Genomic DNA, 17,304 nt, shown 5'->3' on the forward strand with positions numbered 1-17,304 from the left:
ATGATTTGAATCATATTTTTGTGATGGTTTTTTATTTCAGATATCATTTTTTCATTTCATGGATCATATAAAAAGGCCTGAGAAGGCCGGAAAAGTATCGAAAAGAGTATTTTACCTGAGTATGCAAGCCTTGCTCAACGCCATACTGGTGGGCCTTATAGCCAAAGGGTTGGTACTATTGATCAGTTTGATCACCAACTTGTCTTTTTATGGACGGTTTTCCTTTGAAGAGCGGGACCCTGCCGGTCATCACCTGGGCTGGGTAGTGGTAGTGGTGCCTGTCATCGGTAGCCTTATTGTGGGTGTCATGGCGCGTTTTGGCAGCAAAGCGATCCGCGGGCACGGTATCCCCGAAGCGATGGAGAACATTATTTTGAATGAAAGCCGGATACCGCCGGTGATCACCCTGCTGAAGCCGTTGTCTGCCGCCATTTCCATAGGCACGGGCGGCCCTTTTGGTGCGGAAGGCCCTATCATTGCCACAGGTGGGGCACTAGGGTCGTTTACCGGCCAGGTGATCCATATTTCTTCCGCAGAGCGGAAAGTATTGCTGGCAGGGGGCGCCTGTGCGGGCATGTCTGCTATCTTCGGCAGCCCGCTGGCAGCTATCCTGCTGGCGATAGAACTGTTGTTGTTTGAATTTTCTCCCCGCTCGGTGATTCCGGTGGCATTGTCTTGTATTACTGGTGCAGGCATGCACCTGTTGTTGTTCGGTAATGACCCGGTATTTGCGATGCCGCCTATTCCGGCGGTATCTGACATAGCACTGGTGACTTATGTGCTCATGGGTGCCGCTATCGGTGTAGTGGCAGCGCTGGTGTCCCGTTCTGTGTATTGGATGGAGGACATGTTTGAGCACCTGCCTGTTCACTGGATGTGGTGGCCGGCTATTGGCGCCGTGGCGGTGGGTGTGATTGGTTATTTCGCGCCGCATACCATGGGTGTTGGATATGATAATATCAGGACGCTGTTGACCGGTGAGGTGACCTTAGCCCTGATGCTATCGCTTTGTGTGTTGAAATACCTGTCATGGGTGATCTCTTTGGGCAGCGGCACCTCCGGTGGTACGCTGGCGCCGTTGTTCACCATTGGTGGCGCGCTGGGCGCATTGATGGGCGTAGCGGTGCTGCAGCTTTTTCCGGGCAGTGGCATCAACCTGGCTACGGCCGCGTTGATTGGTATGGCGGCCATGTTTGCGGGCGCATCGCGCGCGTTGCTGACGGCTATTGTATTTGCGCTGGAAACAACCGGGCAGCCGCATGGACTGCTGCCTTTGATCGGTGCATGTACCACCGCTTACTTTGTTTCTTTCTTTTTGATGAAAGGGTCTATTATGACAGAGAAGATCCGCCGACGGGGCATCCATGCGCCGGAAGAATACCTCCCCGATGTGATGCAGCAGATAAACGCCGCTACGGTAGCGGTGCCGCCGGAGCTGTCCGTGAAAGACACCTTTACCGTAGCACAGGTAAACATCCTGCTGGACAACCACGCCTACTATCAGCAGCACCTGCTGGTAACGGACGCTGACGGCCGTTTTGCAGGGTATTTTGATCGTCAGCGGTTGCCGGCGGCAGATGAAAATATGGCTATTGCACATCTGGTGTCCCGTACGGCGCCGTTCCTGTTGCCTAATGATGATATTAACATGGTGGCGCAGATGCTGGAGAAATATCAGCTCAGCGTGTTGGCCGTAGTAGAAGACAATCAGCTGAAGGGGATGGTGACTGCGGCTGCTATCATGCATACCTATAGTGAAAGACAGCTGGCATCAGCGAGGTATCACTCCGCCTTTTTCGGCAACACCCGGTTGTTGCGCCTTATGGCGCGTGGAAAACGGCTGCTGGTGAGATGACCTGCGCCCGTTTTTCATGTGCTGAAATAGCGTACTTTTTAACGGCAACGCCTGCACGTCATTTTTCCGGCCGGGAGGCCTTTTGTGCTTCACTTCGATGGCTATACGTTGTTTCCCGGAGGAGGCTCAGGTTATGGTGATCATTTCCGGAAGACCCGATGATCGGGAAACAGGTGATCGTGGGTGAGAGTTATCCACATCTGCCGTGGTGGCATCTATAAACTGAAAACAGCCATTTCCACAATACCGTGTCCGGGCTGATGAAAAGCCCGGTTGGTACCGGTGAATTTCCGCTCTGTTTCACATAATGGCTCGAAATACTCCAGCCGGCCAAAACGGGCCACCAGGTCCCGTATCTGTTGACGGGTATTGAGATTGGGGATGCTGTTGAGATGTGTTTCTATCACCTTCACCGTATTGCGGTGATAGACCAGAAAATTGTCTGGTACTTCCTCCAGTGCCAGTGAAAAATCCAGTACGCCCAGATGGTGCTGTTGGGGCGTGACCAGCAGTTGCATCATCTGCACAAAAGATTCGTTGCTGATGTAATGAATGACACCTTCAAAAATGATAATGGCGGGTTCGTCGGGCACATACCCTGCCTGTTTCAACATAGCCTCCAGCAAAACAGTATCGGTAAGGTCGCACCGAAGGAAATGCAGCGGTCCTGTTATATGTAATATTTCCTCATAGATTTTTTTCTTCTCTTCGATATACCCGTTGTCTACCTCCACGATACGGCTGGTCCGGCCGGGATAATGTTCCAGCAGGTAGAGCGACAGCGGGTCCAGTCCCGCGCCAAGGATCAGCACCTGCAGCACGGGATGTTGGTCCATGCTTTGTCGTATCACTTCGCGGACGGCCAGTTTGCGGTAGTAAACGGTATCGGCTATCGGCGGATAAGCGCGGGTCAGGTCGCGCGAGAGCCGGCTGATCTCACTGAAATCAATCGCGTTGACATAGGCTTTTTCGAGCGGGCTGGTATACAATCTGATAGCCTGCTCCAGCACGAGCCTTGCTGTTGAGGGAACTTTTAGCCTGTTGGTCATCAGAATTGGTTATTTTTAATGAATATAAGGCTTACGTGCGCATAGCAGATGCAGTCAGAACAATTACAGATTATCATTGTTTCATTAGGAATGTCAACAATATAGCATATGAAGGAACGTATAGCATCTCTCAGCAAACTGGAAAAGGAAGGCAGGCAGATATCCCGTTTACCTTTCTCCATCAGGATCTTACTCGAAAACGTATTGCGCAACCACGACAATTTCGCCATCACCGATGAACATGTGGAAACGCTGGTCAACTGGCAGCCCACTCCGCCCGACAAGGAAATTCCTTTTAAGCCGGCGCGTGTGCTGATGCAGGATTTCACGGGTGTGGCGGCCGTGGTGGACATTGCCTCGATCCGGGCAGAAGTCATCCGCAGGGGAAAAGACGGCACTAAAATCAACCCGGCCATCCCGGTAGACCTGGTGGTGGACCACTCCGTGCAGGTGGATTTTTTTGCGACGGACTACGCTTACACCAAAAATGTGGCCTACGAGTATGAGCGCAACAAAGAGCGGTATCAGCTGCTTAAATGGGCGCAACAGGCTTTTGATAATTTTACGGTCGTGCCGCCGGGCATGGGCATCTGTCACCAGGTAAACCTTGAATACCTGGCGCATGGCGTTATTTCCCGCGATGGCTGGATATTCCCGGATTCACTGGTGGGCACCGACTCCCATACCCCGATGGTGAATGGTATCGGCGTACTCGGCTGGGGCGTGGGCGGTATTGAAGCGGAAGCGGCCATCCTGGGGCAACCGATTTATTTCTCCTGTCCACAGGTGATCGGCCTGAAACTGACCGGACAATTAAGTGAGGGCGTTACCGCAACGGACATGGTACTGTCTATCACACAGCTACTGCGCAAATATGGCGTGGTTGATAAATTTGTGGAGGTCTTTGGCGACGGGCTTGATCATCTCTCTGTGCCGGACAGGGCCACCATTTCCAACATGTCGCCGGAATTTGGCTGTACGGTTACTTATTTCCCCATAGACGAACAAACATTGCAGTACATGCGCCGCACCAACCGTTCGGAAGAGGTGGTGGCCCGTGTGGAAGAATATTGCAAGGAAAATATGTTGTGGCGCCACGGCAATGAAAATATCACGTATTCCGATGTGATAGAGCTGGACCTGTCGAAGGTGCAGTCAGCCGTAGCCGGTCCTAAACGGCCGCAGGACCGCATCCTGGTGAAAGACCTGCATGCAGAGTTTGAAACGCTGCTAAACAAGGAGTTTAAAAGGATGTACACGCCCGAAGGCAAACGCCGTGATACCGCCTGGCTGTACGAAGGTGGGTCTGGTACCGCCTTCACCTACGAGATCCAGAAACATACCGAAGAGGTGGCGGTAGAAGTGGATTATCTGAAATCGGTACGCATCAAACTAAAAAATGAAGAATATGTACTGAGTGACGGCGCTATTGCCATTGCGGCCATCACCAGTTGCACCAATACCTCCAATCCCAGCGTGATGATCGGCGCGGGGCTGGTAGCCAAGAAAGCGATCAGCCGTGGCCTATATGTGAAGCCATGGGTAAAAACCAGCCTGGCGCCCGGTTCCCGCGTGGTGACTGAATACCTGAAACGTTCCGGTTTACTGTACGAGCTGGAAGCCTTGCGTTTCCATGTGGTGGGATATGGCTGTACTTCGTGTATTGGTAACAGTGGGCCTTTGCCTCCGCATATCGCCGAAGCTGTGGACAAAGGCAGCCTGATCGTAGCCTCTGTATTGTCCGGTAACCGCAATTTCGAGGCGCGCGTGCATCCGCAGGTGAAGATGAATTTCCTGGCCTCGCCGCTGCTGGTAGTGGCTTACGCCATCACCGGCCGCGTAGACGTGGACCTGCTCAACGACCCGCTGGGTTATGACCCTAACGGTGAACCAGTGTTTCTGCGTGATATATGGCCCACACAGGATGAAATCAACGAGGCCGTTGCTGCCGCCGTGAAACAGGAGGATTTCAGAAGCACCTATTCCGTGATCTTTGAAGGTGATGACCAGTGGAAAGGATTACTGGCGCCTACCGGGCAGGATTATCACTGGAGCAATGATTCCACCTATATCAAAGAAGCGCCGTTTTTCTACAACCTGCCTGATACGCCGTCTGCCGCAGAAGATATCAATGACGCGCGGGTGCTGCTGATGCTGGGCGATTCCGTGACTACAGACCACATTTCGCCCGCGGGTTCCTTCAAAGCCGATACGCCGGCAGGCAAATACCTGATCGACAGAGGCATCGATCCCAAGATGTTTAACTCTTATGGTTCCCGTAGAGGCAATCATGAAGTGATGATCAGGGGGACGTTTGCCAACGTTCGCATCAAAAATGCACTGTCACCGAAAGAAGGCGGCTTTACTACACTGATGCCGCAAGGCATGGTGCTGCCGGTGTACGACGCGGCCATGCAATATGCTGCAGCAAAAGTGCCGTTGATCATCCTGGCCGGTAAAGAGTACGGCAGCGGTTCTTCCCGTGACTGGGCCGCCAAGGGGGCCAATCTCCTGGGTGTGAAAGCCGTCATCGCCGAAAGTTACGAACGTATCCACCGCAGCAACCTGGTGGGTATGGGCGTGCTGCCGCTGGAATATGTGAATGGCGAAACTGCTGCTTCGCTGGGCCTTTTCGGCACAGAGACCTATACCATCAGCGGTATAGCGGAAGACCTCACCCCAGGTAAAATAGTAACGGTAACAGCTACACCTGCCGGTGGGCCGGCAGTTGTTTTCCAGGCAAAATGCCGGTTGAATTCCGCTATTGAAATAGAGTACTACAAAAACGGTGGTATCCTGCAATATGTGCTGAGAGCGTTTTTGAAGAAAGCTTAATTGATCATCATCGATAAAAACCAAAGAGCGAAGATCCATCCGGTCTTCGCTCTTTGGTTTTATTTTTTGGTAAGTTCTGATATCTTTTTTCGATCTCCTACCAGCCACACCACATCTTCCCATTCAAAAGCCATATCAGAAGGTGGGTTGAGAATACGTTCAGCACCACGGGCAATACCCACTACCAGCGCATTGGTTTTTTCCCTGATGCCGGAACTGCGGATGGTCTGCCCTTTCAGGCCATTGTGTTCGTCTACCACGATGCTGGTAAGGCCTACGTTATCATCCGCCATATCGTCGCTTCTTTCCACAACGAGCGTGTTCACTACGCGGTTGAATTCTTCCAGCTGGGCTTCGGTGCCGATGGCCACGATCACGTCGTTGGGAAACAGTTTCTCCTGGCGGGTGGGGGCATAGATGGTGACATTGCCTCTTTTGATGGCGCCTACGTTGATGCCATATTTTTCCCGCAGCTGCAGGTCCACCAGCGGTATATCGATCAGTGAAGACCATGGGTTGATCTCTATTTCCGATACCTGCGCGTCCCAGGGAAGCAGATCGGCGGCCGGTGTTTTCCTGGCGGCGGCATCTGCTTCTTCACGCGCATTGAGGTTGGACAGAAAACGGTGTTCAATACGGCTGTAATATTTCTGTAGCTGTTGCCGCAGTGCCAGCAGTACCACAGCCATCACCAGCGAGGTGCCCAGCAATGCCTGCCAGAAGGGAAAGAACTGATTGAGCAGGAAACCTACCAGCAGCACGGCTATCACGTTGCGGATCACTTCCACTACCACCAGCGGGCCGCGGTTGTATTTGGAGTCGAGCCACAGCGCTTTATAGGCGATACCCTGTACCTTTTTGATGGTGAGCGCAGAGATAAACGGCGCCATCATGGCAATGGCCAGTACCACCGCTATCAGTTTGGCGAGCAGCTGGTTCTCTATATATTTCGCGATGAAAGGTCCTACATAATAGGTGTTGAGCAGGATGATGGCGATCAGTACTACGCTGTTGAGGATGATCACTTTCAGGTAGGCGTTGAGCACAATGCGCCAGTCGCTTTCCGCCTGAAGGGTTTGTGAGCTGGCAGAATAGCGGTTAAGCGCCAGCAGCCATTTCTCCGGGATGATCTTCGACAGCCAGTTGTACATGGGCGTCGAGAAACGGATCATATACGGCGTGGTAAACGTAGTCACCGCCGAAACGCCTACGGCTACCGGGAACAGGAACTCGCTGGTGACCCCGAGGGTGACGCCCAGCGTAGCAATGATGAAGGCAAACTCGCCTACCTGCGCCATGCTCATACCTACCTGCACGGCCTCTTTCAACGGGCGGCCGGACAAAAGCGCGCCTACGCCTGTACTGATGAACTTACCGAAAATAGTCAGCAAAGTAATCCACAGTACGGGCCAGCGGTATTCCACGATCATTTCCGGGTTGATCAGCATTCCTACGGATACAAAGAAAATAGCGCCAAACAGGTCTTTCACCGGTTGTATGAGATGTTCCACTTTTTCGGAAGAAGTGGTTTCCGCGATAATAGAGCCCATGATAAAGGCGCCCAGCTCCGCGGAGAAACCAACCTGTGTGGCCAGTATCACCATGCCCAGGCAAAGGGCGATACTGAGGATGAGCAGCGTTTCGCTGTTCATATATTTCTCCATTTTTTTCAGGAAGGTAGGCAGCAGGAAAATGCCCGCGAGGAACCATACCGCCAGGAAAAACAGGAGTTTGGCGATGGTGAACAACATCTGTGAACCTTCAAACTGCTTGCTCACCGCCATGGTGGAAAGTAATACCATCAACAGGATCACCACAATATCCTCTATTACCAATACGCCAAAAACAATTTTGGTAAAAGGTTTTTTCTTGATGCCCAGTTCCTCAAAAGCACGGATGATAATAGTAGTGGACGAACTGGCGAGCAAACCGCCGAGGAACAGGCTGTCCATAGTGCTCCAGCCCATCAGTTGACCCGTGAAATACCCGGCCACTGTAATAAAGGCTATTTCCGTGAAGGCGGTAATCGCAGCGGTGCCTCCTACACGCATCAGCTTTTTAAAGCTGAATTCCAGGCCAAGGGAAAATAATAAAAAGATAACGCCTATCTCAGACCATATCTTCACGCTTTCCCCGTCACTGATGGAAGGGAAAAGATGAAAGTTAGGGCCCACGATGAAGCCGGCGATGATATAACCCAATACCATGGGCTGTTTCAGTCGCCTGAACAATAAAGTAATAATACCTGCCGCTCCAAGAATCAATGCCAGGTCAATAATCAATTTCGGTAGATGCATACAGTAAAAATCGATTTATAGATTGCGTAATGTACGGTTATGTCAGCGCGTATAAACGTGCCGGCATAATGTGTTTAAAGCCAATTGTCGAATCGCTGAACTTCGCTAATATATTATTTTTTCAGGGGGTTGACAAGTAAATGTTAAAGGGAAAATACAGGATGGAGGATGACAATTCACCTCCTTCCCAAATATTCTGAAGGCAGCATGCCAAACTGTTTCTGAAAATTGCGGCTGAAATTATTCAACGACGCAAAGCCGGTCATTTCCGCGGCTTCATTGACTTTGTAATATCCGCTGTCCAGCAGTGTGGCGGCCTTTTTAAGGCGGGTGAGGTTGATCAGTTCATGCGGGGTAAGGTCAGAGATGACTTTTATTTTGCGGTACAGGGTAGGGCGGCTCATGTTCATTTTGTCGGCAAGGACTTCCACATCGAGGTTTACATCGGTGAGGTGCTGGAGGATGATTTCGTGCAGCTTGTCGAGGAATGCTTCATCGGCGTGGGAGATGGCCATGCTGCGGATAGGAACGGTGGGTTCTGCGGCGAAATGGTCCCGCACCTTTTGCCGGTTGCTCAGCAGACTGGCAATTTGTGCTTCCAGGTGTGCCGGGGAGAAAGGCTTTTCGATATAGGCGTCTGCGCCCAGTTCAAGGCCTTCGATCTTGGATTGCAGGGTATTGCGGGCGGTGAGCAGTATCACCGGGATATGGCTGTATTCCACGTCCGATTTGATCTGGCGGCAAAGCTCAAAGCCGTCCATTTCAGGCATCATCACATCACTGACGACCAGCTGAATGGCGCTGTCACGCAGCACCCGCAGGGCGGCAACGCCGTCTTTTGCGGTAACGATGTGGTACTTGTCCTGCAGGTCGTCGGCGATGAAATCAAGGATCTCCTGATTATCGTCTACCAGCAGCAGCTGTGGCCGGGTTATGATATGCTTTTCCATTTGCTGAGATTAAATTCTATTTCCTGATGTATAGGTAAGGTCAGTACGAACAGATTATGACGGTTGGTGGTGTGTTGCAGCTCCAGCGTGCCCTGGTGCAGCTGCGTGAGCGACCGCGCGATGGACAGGCCCAGACCGGTGCCAGGCTGGTTGTCGGCCCCTTTGCCACGGAAGAACGGCTCAAATATCTTCTCCTTCATCTCCGACGGAATAAGGATGCCGTCGTTTTGAATATGAATGGTAAAACGTGCTGCATCGGGGCTGACAGGTAACAGCGTTATCAATACCTCTCCGCTGGCATATTTGATAGCATTGCTCACCAGGTTGCTGATGATTTTGTTGAACGCTTCTATATCGATATAAGCAAAAAATTCCTGCACGGGAAGGGATATACGAAACTGCAGCTCTTTCTGTTCCGCTGCGGAAAGGAACTGTAGGTGTATCTCCTGCAACAGCGCCGGAATGGCGGCTTTGACAAAATTCAGTTTATAACCGTTGATTTCCGTTCGCCGGAAATCGAGCAGTTGATTGGTAAGGTCCAACAGCCGGTTGGTATTGCGCTCCATGATCTGAAGGTTCTTCTGTACCTGCGGCACTTCTCCCGAGCGTTGTATCACCTTCTCCATGGGGCCTTTGATGAGCGTCAGCGGTGTACGTATTTCATGGGCGATGTGTGTGAAGAATTCAATCTTGGCCTGGTACAGTTCTTTTTCTTTTTCATGTTCAAGCAACTCCATACGGCGCTGTTGCTGCTGCCGGCTGCGCTGGCGGTAATGCCGGATGATAAACCAGGTAATACTGCACAGGCAGATGAGATAACATGCGTAAGCGGGATAGCTGGCCCAGAACGGCGGCAGTATACGAATGGTCAGTTGCCGCGGCGCGGTGGTCCACTGGCCGCTGTTGTTGGCGGCTTTCACCAGGAAGCGATAGGTGCCGGGCGCCAGTTTGGTGAAGACGGCCTTGCGATTGGTTTCCAGGTATGTCCAGTCTTTATCAAGTCCTTCCATTTTGTAGGCGTACGGCGTTGTTTCCGGTGCACTGAAACGCAGCGCCGCAAAATCGATGCTGAAAGACGACTGGTCATAGGCGAGCGTAATGGTATCGGTGTAATTGATGGCTTTCGGTAAGGCTGCATTACCGGGCAACAGCGGTTTGTTATACACCTGGAAACCAGTGAGGTACACGGGCGGCACATAGCTGTCGGCAGGCAGGCTGGCGGGATTGAAGCGTATCATGCCTTTTACGCTACCGAAATACATAGTGCCGCAGCTGTCTTTGTAGGCTGAATTGTAATTGAACTGGTCATTGAGCAGGCCATTCGCTTTCGTATATACTTTGATGTTACCAGTGCCGGGATGGAGATGTGCCAGTCCCCTGGAAGTGGTGATCCACAAATCGTGCTGGTCGTCTTCCAAAAGGTTATAGGTCATGTTGCTTAGTAGCCCGTTGCGGGTGGTATATCTCGTAAAACGATTGGTGGCTTTGTCCAGCCGGCAGAGGCCTCCCTCTGTGGTGAACCAGAGCTGGCGGCGGCTGTCTTCGAAGATATGGTCTACGCGGTTGTTAGGCAGACTGGTACTGTCGGTACTGCTGAAGAGATACAGGCCTTTTTTGCCGGTACGCGGATTGAAATGATGGAGGCCGTCGCGTGTGGTGCCCGCCCAGTAAGTGCCTTCGCTGTCCTGGTATACGCAGGTATAAAAGAAATAATCCGGTAGTTCTTTAATAAGGGCGAAGCCGTCACGATCACGGAGATAACGGTAAAGCCCCCTCGAAGTGCAGAACAGGATATCACCGTTACGGTCCTGCGTAATGCTGTAGATAAAATTGCTTCGCAGGTCGTAGGGACCGTTGCCGGCGGCGTAGTGACGGATAAATTTCCCGCTGCGTACGTCCATCAGATCGAGGCCATGCTCGAAAGTGCCTATCCACAGCGTGTCTCCGGTAACGAGCAGACCATGCAGATTGGTGTGTGACAGTCCGCCTCCGCCAGGCAGAGGCCTGAAACGCGTGATGTTGCCACTGCGTATGTCCATGCTGTTTAGTCCGCCGTCTTCTGTGCCTATCCAGAGACGGCCGTAGCGGTCGGCGCATATTTCCCGCACAGCGTTGCCGCCGAGGGCGTTTTCACCGGTGCGCGGAAAAAATTTTTCAAAAGCGGTATAAGATTCTGTGAAATAATTAACACCACCGAAATAAGTGCCCGCCCAGATTCCGTTTTCCCGGTCGCGGTACAACGTGTATACTGCGTTGTCGGAGATAGAATAAGGATCGTTGTATTTTTTTCGGAGGTTGATATAACTTTTATCAGACGGATGGTAGATGTAGATGCCGCTTTCCGTAGCTATCCAGTATTCATCGGGGCCGCGGCGCAGGAAATCACGTACATACGTGCCCGTGCCTTCTTCGGTGCGGGTGAGCAGGTCTTCGTACGTATGCAGCCGGGTGTTGAACAGCTTAAGCCCCTGCGTGGTAGTGCCAACGAGAATGGTGTCCGGACCGGTGCCTGTCATTTTGGTGGTCCACGTGGAGGTTGTTGGGGGAGAGTGGTCAAACAGGGAATAGGCCGTAAACCGGTCTGTTTGCCTGTTGTACACGGCTATCCGCCCTTCGGGCGATGTCAGCCAGATGTTGCCATCCGTTGCCCTGCATAGGTTGCTGGCCTGCGGATAATGTGCCGGTGCCTTCAGTTCGCCGGTATGCGGATTGTAACGGTACAATTTCAGGTCGTCGCTGAACCAGATATTGCCATCGAGGTCTTTGTCGATGGCGAGGATAATACCCGGCTGGGCTTTGATGAAGGTGAACTGTTCTGTGGCGGGATTGTAGGCGTATAGCCCTTTATCGGTGCCGATATACAACAGGCCGTCATTATCTTCCCATATCACCGATATATAGTTGCCGCCGATACTCCCTGGCTGCTGCGGGTCGTGGCGGAAAACGCGGAACGTATAGCCGTCGAAGCGGTTGAGGCCGTCCTTGGTGCCAAACCACATGAACCCTTGCCTGTCCTGCAAAGAACAGATCACCGCATTATTTGACAGCCCGTTCTCTACCTGGTAATGTATAAAGTTGACAGACTGGCCGAAGGCCGGAAAGCCGGCGAAAAGCAACAGGAAAATGACAATACCGCGCAACTGCAAAAGAATAAAAGGTTTTTATAAAGATAATAATATCCATTCCGATTCAGGAATCAAGGTCTGCCACCAAAAAATGAGACGATTTGTAAAAAGATTGAGACGAAAAAGCGTACTATCAAATCCGGTATTCTTTTTCTTTGGAAAATAGTTTAAGCGTTTTTTATACGCTTAAATCAATCAAAATCTATGTTATGAAAGGCGTTTACCTGTTGCCCTTATATCTTTTACTGTCGATGACCGGGCTTTGCCAACAGCTAAAGCCGGACACAGCCGCAACATTCACTAATCCGTTGCTGCAAAGCGGCCCCGATCCCTGGGTCATACAGGAAGGGGGCATATACTATTACATGGCTACTACCGGCCATAACATCACAATTCGCAAAACAAAATCCATGTCGGCCTTAGCTGCTGCGCCTGCCGTAGTGGTATGGACGCCACCGGCCAAAGGACCGAATGCGCGCGACATCTGGGCGCCGGAGCTACACCGCCTTGATGGTAAATGGTATCTTTATTACACTGCCGGCTCATCAGACAGCATACATCCGCAACATACTTTCGTACTGGAAAATACAGCAGCAGATCCTACTACCGGTACCTGGACCGATAAAGGACAAATCCGCGATACGGCCGCCAACGATTTCGCCATCGACGGCACCGTTTTTTCGTATAAGGGGCAACGTTATTTTATCTGGAGCGGGCATAACGGTAAGGATAATGTGCAACGGCTTTATATCGCACGCATGAAGGACCCGTGGACGCTGGCCTCCGGCCGCGTGGAGATAGCCGCGCCCCGGTATCCATGGGAGAAAAACGGTATCAACGAAGGCCCGGAAATACTGGTCAACAAACGACGGGACGTATTTCTCGTATTCTCTGTCTGCGGCTGCTGGACAGATGACTACGCCCTCGGACTGATGCGCCTCAAAAAGAATGCAGACCCGATGGTAGCGGCCAACTGGACCAAAATGCCGGAACCCATTCTCAAAGGCAAACCGGAAAACGGGGCTTTCTCCCCAGGACATAACGGCTTTTTTAAATCCGTCAACGGTAAAGAAGACTGGATCATCTACCACGCCAATTCCCGCGCCAAGCAAGGCTGCGGCGGCCAACGTAATCCCCGCATGCAGCGCCTCACATGGGACGCCGGCGGCCTCCCGGTAATCGGTGGACCGGTGAAGATCGGCGAACCGCAACGCAAGCCCGCGGGAGAATAATCATCATTTGACAATTGACAACGTATGATAAAAAACAACCTTTTAGTACTGGCTTTATCCCTCGGATTAACATCCACGGCTTATGCGCAACAACAAGAGTGGAAAATAGCAGGCGGAAAAATCACTTCTCCCTGGAGTGAAAAAGTAAATCCAACAGCGGCGCTGCCTGAATACCCGCGCCCACAGCTGGTGCGTGGCAACTGGAAAAACCTCAACGGATTATGGCAGTATGCTGTACGGGAGAAAAACGCCGCCACGCCCGCTTCCTGGGATGGAAAGATACTGGTGCCGTTCGCCATTGAATCAGGACTGTCCGGTGTAGGCCGCACGGTGGGCAAAGACAGCCTGTTGTGGTACCGTACCAGCATCACGCTGCCTGCTACCATGAAAGGCAAAAAGGTACTGCTGCATTTTGGTGCGGTAGACTGGCGTACGACCGTATACGTTAACGGTAAAGAAGCCGGCAGCCATGAAGGCGGTTTTGATCCGTTCTCCTTTGATATCACCCCTTTCCTGAAAAAGGGCGCGCAGGAAATTACGATCAGCGTATGGGACCCTACCGATGATGGCCCGCAGCCCAGAGGCAAACAGGTGAAACAACCTAACGGTATCTGGTATACGCCGGTCACCGGTATCTGGCAGACCGTATGGGTGGAAGGCGTGGCCGACACTTATATCGCCGGCACTACACAAACGCCCGACATCGATCGCGCGGAACTGACCGTGACGGCAGATATCCCCGGCCGCCAGCCTGGCGACGTGGTGAAAGTGACAGCGTTGGACGGCGGTACGGAAGTCGCTTCCGGCAACCTGGAAGCACAACCGCTGCAACTGAAGATCGCGTCCCCTAAGTTATGGTCACCGGAATCACCGTTCCTGTATGATCTCCGCTTTACCATCACCCGTAAAGGAAAGGTGATAGACGAAGTAAAGAGTTATTTCGCCATGCGTAAATCTTCCATCGGAAAAGACAACAACGGCGTTCAGCGCATGCTGCTCAACAACCGCTTCGTGTTCCAGTTCGGTCCGCTGGACCAGGGCTGGTGGCCTGACGGATTGTACACCGCGCCCACTGACGAAGCGCTGCAATACGATATCGCGCAAACCAAAGCGATGGGCTTCAACATGATCCGCAAACATATCAAAGTAGAACCAGCCAGATGGTACTATTACTGCGATAAACTCGGTATGCTGGTATGGCAGGACATGCCCAGCGGCGACCTCGGCAACGGCTGGGAAATGCGCCCGGGCATCATCGACAGGGCCACTGATAAAAAACGTTCTCCCGAATCCGAAGCATACTATCGCAAAGAGTGGAACGCGATCATCAATACCCTTTATAACTTCCCTTCCATCATCGTATGGACGCCGTTCAACGAAGCATGGGGGCAGTTTAAGACCATGGACATCGCGGCATGGACGATGAAGAAAGACCCGTCCCGCCTGGTGAATACCGCCAGCGGTGGCAACTTCTACCCGATAGGGCCCATCATCGACCTGCACAATTATCCTGAGCCGGCCATGCCTGATCCTGCGGTATATGGCGACAAACGCGCTATCGTGCTGGGAGAGTACGGCGGACTGGGACTGCCGGTAGACGGACATGTATGGCAGCAGAAAGATAACTGGGGATACCAGAGCTTTAAAAACGCCGATGATATGTTTAAACGTTACTCCGCTTTCACTGACCGGCTGGAGGAGCTGATCAAACTGGGCCTGTCCGCCGCGGTATATACCCAAACCACCGACGTGGAAGTGGAAATCAATGGTCTGATGACCTACGACCGCAGAGTCCAGAAAGTGCCCGCAGAGAAACTGAAAGCGGTAAGTCAAAAACTTTATAATCCAGCCCTGGTAACACTCAAACCCTGATATATGCGCTTCCGTTCCACGTTGTTCGCACTCACATCCATTATAGTTGGCTTTACACCGGCGAATGCTCATCATTCGCCGGTTACTCCTGTTTTTAAAGTACCGGCATACCGGGAGTTACCGTTAGGTACTGTGAAACCCCGCGGCTGGCTGCTTCATCAGTTGCAGGTCATGCGCGATGGCAGCAGCGGCCATCTTGATGAAGTCCATAATAAAATAAAAAACGATAACGGCTGGCTGGGCGGGAAAGGTGATGGTTGGGAAGAGACGCCCTACTGGCTGGACGGCGCGGTACCATTGGCCTATCTGCTGGATGATGCCGCGCTCAAACAAAAAGTGCTACGCTATATTAACTGGACGCTGGATCACCAGCGTCCATCTGGTTATTTTGGCCCCATCACTCAGGCCGAGCGCGAAAAAAATATAGCCGTCACCGTTAATAATCCCCAGGCGGGGGAAGACTGGTGGCCTAAAATGGTGATGCTGAAAGTACTACAACAGTACTATTCGGCCACCGGCGACAACCGCGTGCTCCCCTTCATGAAAAAATATTTTCAGTACCAGTTGCAGGTATTGAAGAAATGTCCCATTGGCCAATGGACAGAATGGGCCACTTCCCGCGGCGCTGACAATGCGCTGGTGGTGCAATGGCTGTATCAGCAAACGAAAGACCCGTCGCTGCTGGAGCTGGCAGCACTAATACAGCGGCAGAGTTATCCCTGGACTACCTGGCTGGGCAACCGCAACTGGGTGATAGACGCAGCCACTCAGCAGGACGACCATCAATGGATGCACCGCCATGGCGTTAATGTGGCCATGGGCCTGAAAGACCCGGCAGTCAACTATCAGCGTACCGGCGACCGGCGATACCTCGATTCACTCCAGACCGGCTTCCATGACCTCATGACCCTGCATGGCCTGCCCATGGGCATCTTCTCTGCCGATGAAGACCTTCACGGCAACGCCCCTACGCAGGGCACCGAACTGTGCGCCATCGTAGAGTCCATGTTTTCCCTGGAAGAAACAATAGGGATCACGGGTGATATCCGCTACATGGACGCCCTCGAACGTATGACGTTCAATGCACTGCCTACACAGACAACCGACGACTACAACAACAAACAATATTTCCAGATTGCCAACCAGGTACAGGTGAAAAAAGGCGTGTTTAACTTCTCCCTGCCTTTTGAAAGAGGGATGAATAACGTGTATGGCCTGCGCAGCGGGTATACCTGTTGCACGTCCAATATGCACCAGGGCTGGACGAAGTTTGCCTCGCACCTCTGGTATGGCACGCCTGATCATGGCCTGGCGGCACTGACTTACAGCCCCAATGAAGTCACCGCCAAAGTGGGCAAACAACAGCAGGCCGTCACTATCAGGGAAGAGACGGCCTATCCTTTCGATGGGCAGGTCAGTTTCATTTTCCAGACTGCCGGTACGGTGGAATTCCCGCTGCAGCTGCGTATCCCGTCATGGTGCCGCGAGGCGGTGATCACGCTCAACGGGCAGCCGTTGCGCCGTGAGAAAGGTGGCCAGGTCGTTACACTGCAAAGAGCGTGGAAAGACAAGGACCAGCTGGTGCTGCAAATGCCGATGGAAGTAACAGTGTCCGCCTGGGGACGTAACTCCCGCGCCGTGGAAAGAGGCCCGCTCGTATATGCGTTGAAGTTAAATGAACGATGGGAGAAAGGGCGGGATGAACATGAAGGCGAATATTTCAGCATATTCCCGGAAGGCCCATGGAATTACGGCCTGCTGGAGAAAGCCGTGAAAGCGCCTGTGCAAAGTTTTACCGTTCACCAGGGAAAGCCTGTGACCAATGATTTCGTCTGGAACCTGGAACATGCCCCCGTCAGTATTACCACCTCCGCTAAGAGAATACCAGCCTGGCAATTAGTGGACGATGTGGCGCCGCAGCCTGTCACCACCCGCGAGGGCACTTATAAAGGGCAAACCGCAGCTGAAGAAGAAACGATCACCCTGGTCCCTTATGGATGTACCAAAGTGAGAATCGTAGCATTTCCCGTAGTCAGATAGGATATAGACACCAGTATTTTTTCCATGTGATGACAAAACCAAAACTTAA

At 52.3% G+C, this 17,304-nt stretch carries 9 protein-coding genes; 5 read left to right on the top strand and 4 right to left on the bottom strand.

Features of this window, described 5'->3' with window-relative positions:
• The first annotated feature begins 58 nt into the window (after positions 1-58).
• Positions 59-1,855, top strand: coding sequence for a chloride channel protein (locus ACTJJS_RS07015; RefSeq protein ID WP_440663015.1), 1,797 nt, complete (start codon positions 59-61; stop codon positions 1,853-1,855).
• A gap of 215 nt (positions 1,856-2,070) precedes the next feature.
• Here the strand turns inward: ACTJJS_RS07015 and ACTJJS_RS07020 are convergent, their stop codons facing one another.
• Positions 2,071-2,904, bottom strand: coding sequence for a class I SAM-dependent methyltransferase (locus tag ACTJJS_RS07020; RefSeq protein WP_440663016.1), 834 nt, complete (start codon positions 2,902-2,904; stop codon positions 2,071-2,073).
• Positions 2,905-3,012: 108 nt separating this feature from the next.
• Here ACTJJS_RS07020 and acnA point away from each other — a divergent pair, with 108 nt between their 5' ends.
• A complete protein-coding gene (gene acnA / locus ACTJJS_RS07025; protein ID WP_440663017.1) occupies positions 3,013-5,739 on the top strand; it encodes an aconitate hydratase AcnA in 2,727 nt (908 codons plus the stop codon).
• A 59-nt stretch (positions 5,740-5,798) separates the two neighbouring features.
• Here the strand turns inward: acnA and ACTJJS_RS07030 are convergent, their stop codons facing one another.
• The 3 genes from ACTJJS_RS07030 to ACTJJS_RS07040 all read right to left on the bottom strand — a co-directional run bounded on the left by ACTJJS_RS07030 (position 5,799) and on the right by ACTJJS_RS07040 (position 12,126).
• The gene (locus tag ACTJJS_RS07030) at positions 5,799-8,036 is read right to left on the bottom strand and encodes a cation:proton antiporter domain-containing protein (RefSeq protein ID WP_440663018.1); all 2,238 of its coding nucleotides are present in this window, start codon (positions 8,034-8,036) and stop codon (positions 5,799-5,801) included.
• 176 nt (positions 8,037-8,212) lie between these two features.
• Entirely contained in the window at positions 8,213-8,986 is a 774-nt protein-coding gene (locus tag ACTJJS_RS07035; RefSeq protein WP_440663019.1) for a response regulator transcription factor, read from the bottom strand.
• Complete coding sequence (locus ACTJJS_RS07040) at positions 8,968-12,126, bottom strand: ligand-binding sensor domain-containing protein (protein WP_440663020.1); 3,159 nt, start codon at positions 12,124-12,126, stop codon at positions 8,968-8,970. The genes ACTJJS_RS07035 and ACTJJS_RS07040 overlap by 19 nt, the downstream gene beginning before the upstream one ends.
• 194 nt (positions 12,127-12,320) lie before the next feature.
• Between ACTJJS_RS07040 and ACTJJS_RS07045 the strand changes: the two genes are divergently transcribed.
• The 3 genes from ACTJJS_RS07045 to ACTJJS_RS07055 are packed head-to-tail and all read left to right on the top strand — an operon-like array spanning position 12,321 to position 17,255.
• Positions 12,321-13,343 (top strand): glycoside hydrolase family 43 protein, encoded by a 1,023-nt coding sequence (locus ACTJJS_RS07045; RefSeq protein WP_440663021.1) that lies wholly within the window; start codon positions 12,321-12,323, stop codon positions 13,341-13,343.
• A gap of 24 nt (positions 13,344-13,367) precedes the next feature.
• Entirely contained in the window at positions 13,368-15,215 is a 1,848-nt protein-coding gene (locus ACTJJS_RS07050) for a glycoside hydrolase family 2 protein (protein ID WP_440663022.1), read from the top strand.
• A gap of 3 nt (positions 15,216-15,218) precedes the next feature.
• Complete coding sequence (locus ACTJJS_RS07055) at positions 15,219-17,255, top strand: beta-L-arabinofuranosidase domain-containing protein (RefSeq protein WP_440663023.1); 2,037 nt, start codon at positions 15,219-15,221, stop codon at positions 17,253-17,255.
• The last annotated feature ends 49 nt before the right edge of the window (positions 17,256-17,304 follow it).

Source organism: Chitinophaga sp. 22308 (assembly GCF_052045305.1).
Classification (GTDB): domain Bacteria; phylum Bacteroidota; class Bacteroidia; order Chitinophagales; family Chitinophagaceae; genus Chitinophaga; species Chitinophaga varians_A.

Bases quoted from the DNA above. Each gene is read 5' to 3' on its own strand.
- ACTJJS_RS07015 (WP_440663015.1), top strand. From the start codon at position 59: ATGGATCATATAAAAAGGCCTGAGAAGGCCGGAAAAGTATCGAAAAGA.
- ACTJJS_RS07020 (WP_440663016.1), bottom strand. From the start codon at position 2,904: ATGACCAACAGGCTAAAAGTTCCCTCAACAGCAAGGCTCGTGCTGGAG.
- acnA (WP_440663017.1), top strand. From the start codon at position 3,013: ATGAAGGAACGTATAGCATCTCTCAGCAAACTGGAAAAGGAAGGCAGG.
- ACTJJS_RS07030 (WP_440663018.1), bottom strand. From the start codon at position 8,036: ATGCATCTACCGAAATTGATTATTGACCTGGCATTGATTCTTGGAGCG.
- ACTJJS_RS07035 (WP_440663019.1), bottom strand. From the start codon at position 8,986: ATGGAAAAGCATATCATAACCCGGCCACAGCTGCTGCTGGTAGACGAT.
- ACTJJS_RS07045 (WP_440663021.1), top strand. From the start codon at position 12,321: ATGAAAGGCGTTTACCTGTTGCCCTTATATCTTTTACTGTCGATGACC.
- ACTJJS_RS07050 (WP_440663022.1), top strand. From the start codon at position 13,368: ATGATAAAAAACAACCTTTTAGTACTGGCTTTATCCCTCGGATTAACA.
- ACTJJS_RS07055 (WP_440663023.1), top strand. From the start codon at position 15,219: ATGCGCTTCCGTTCCACGTTGTTCGCACTCACATCCATTATAGTTGGC.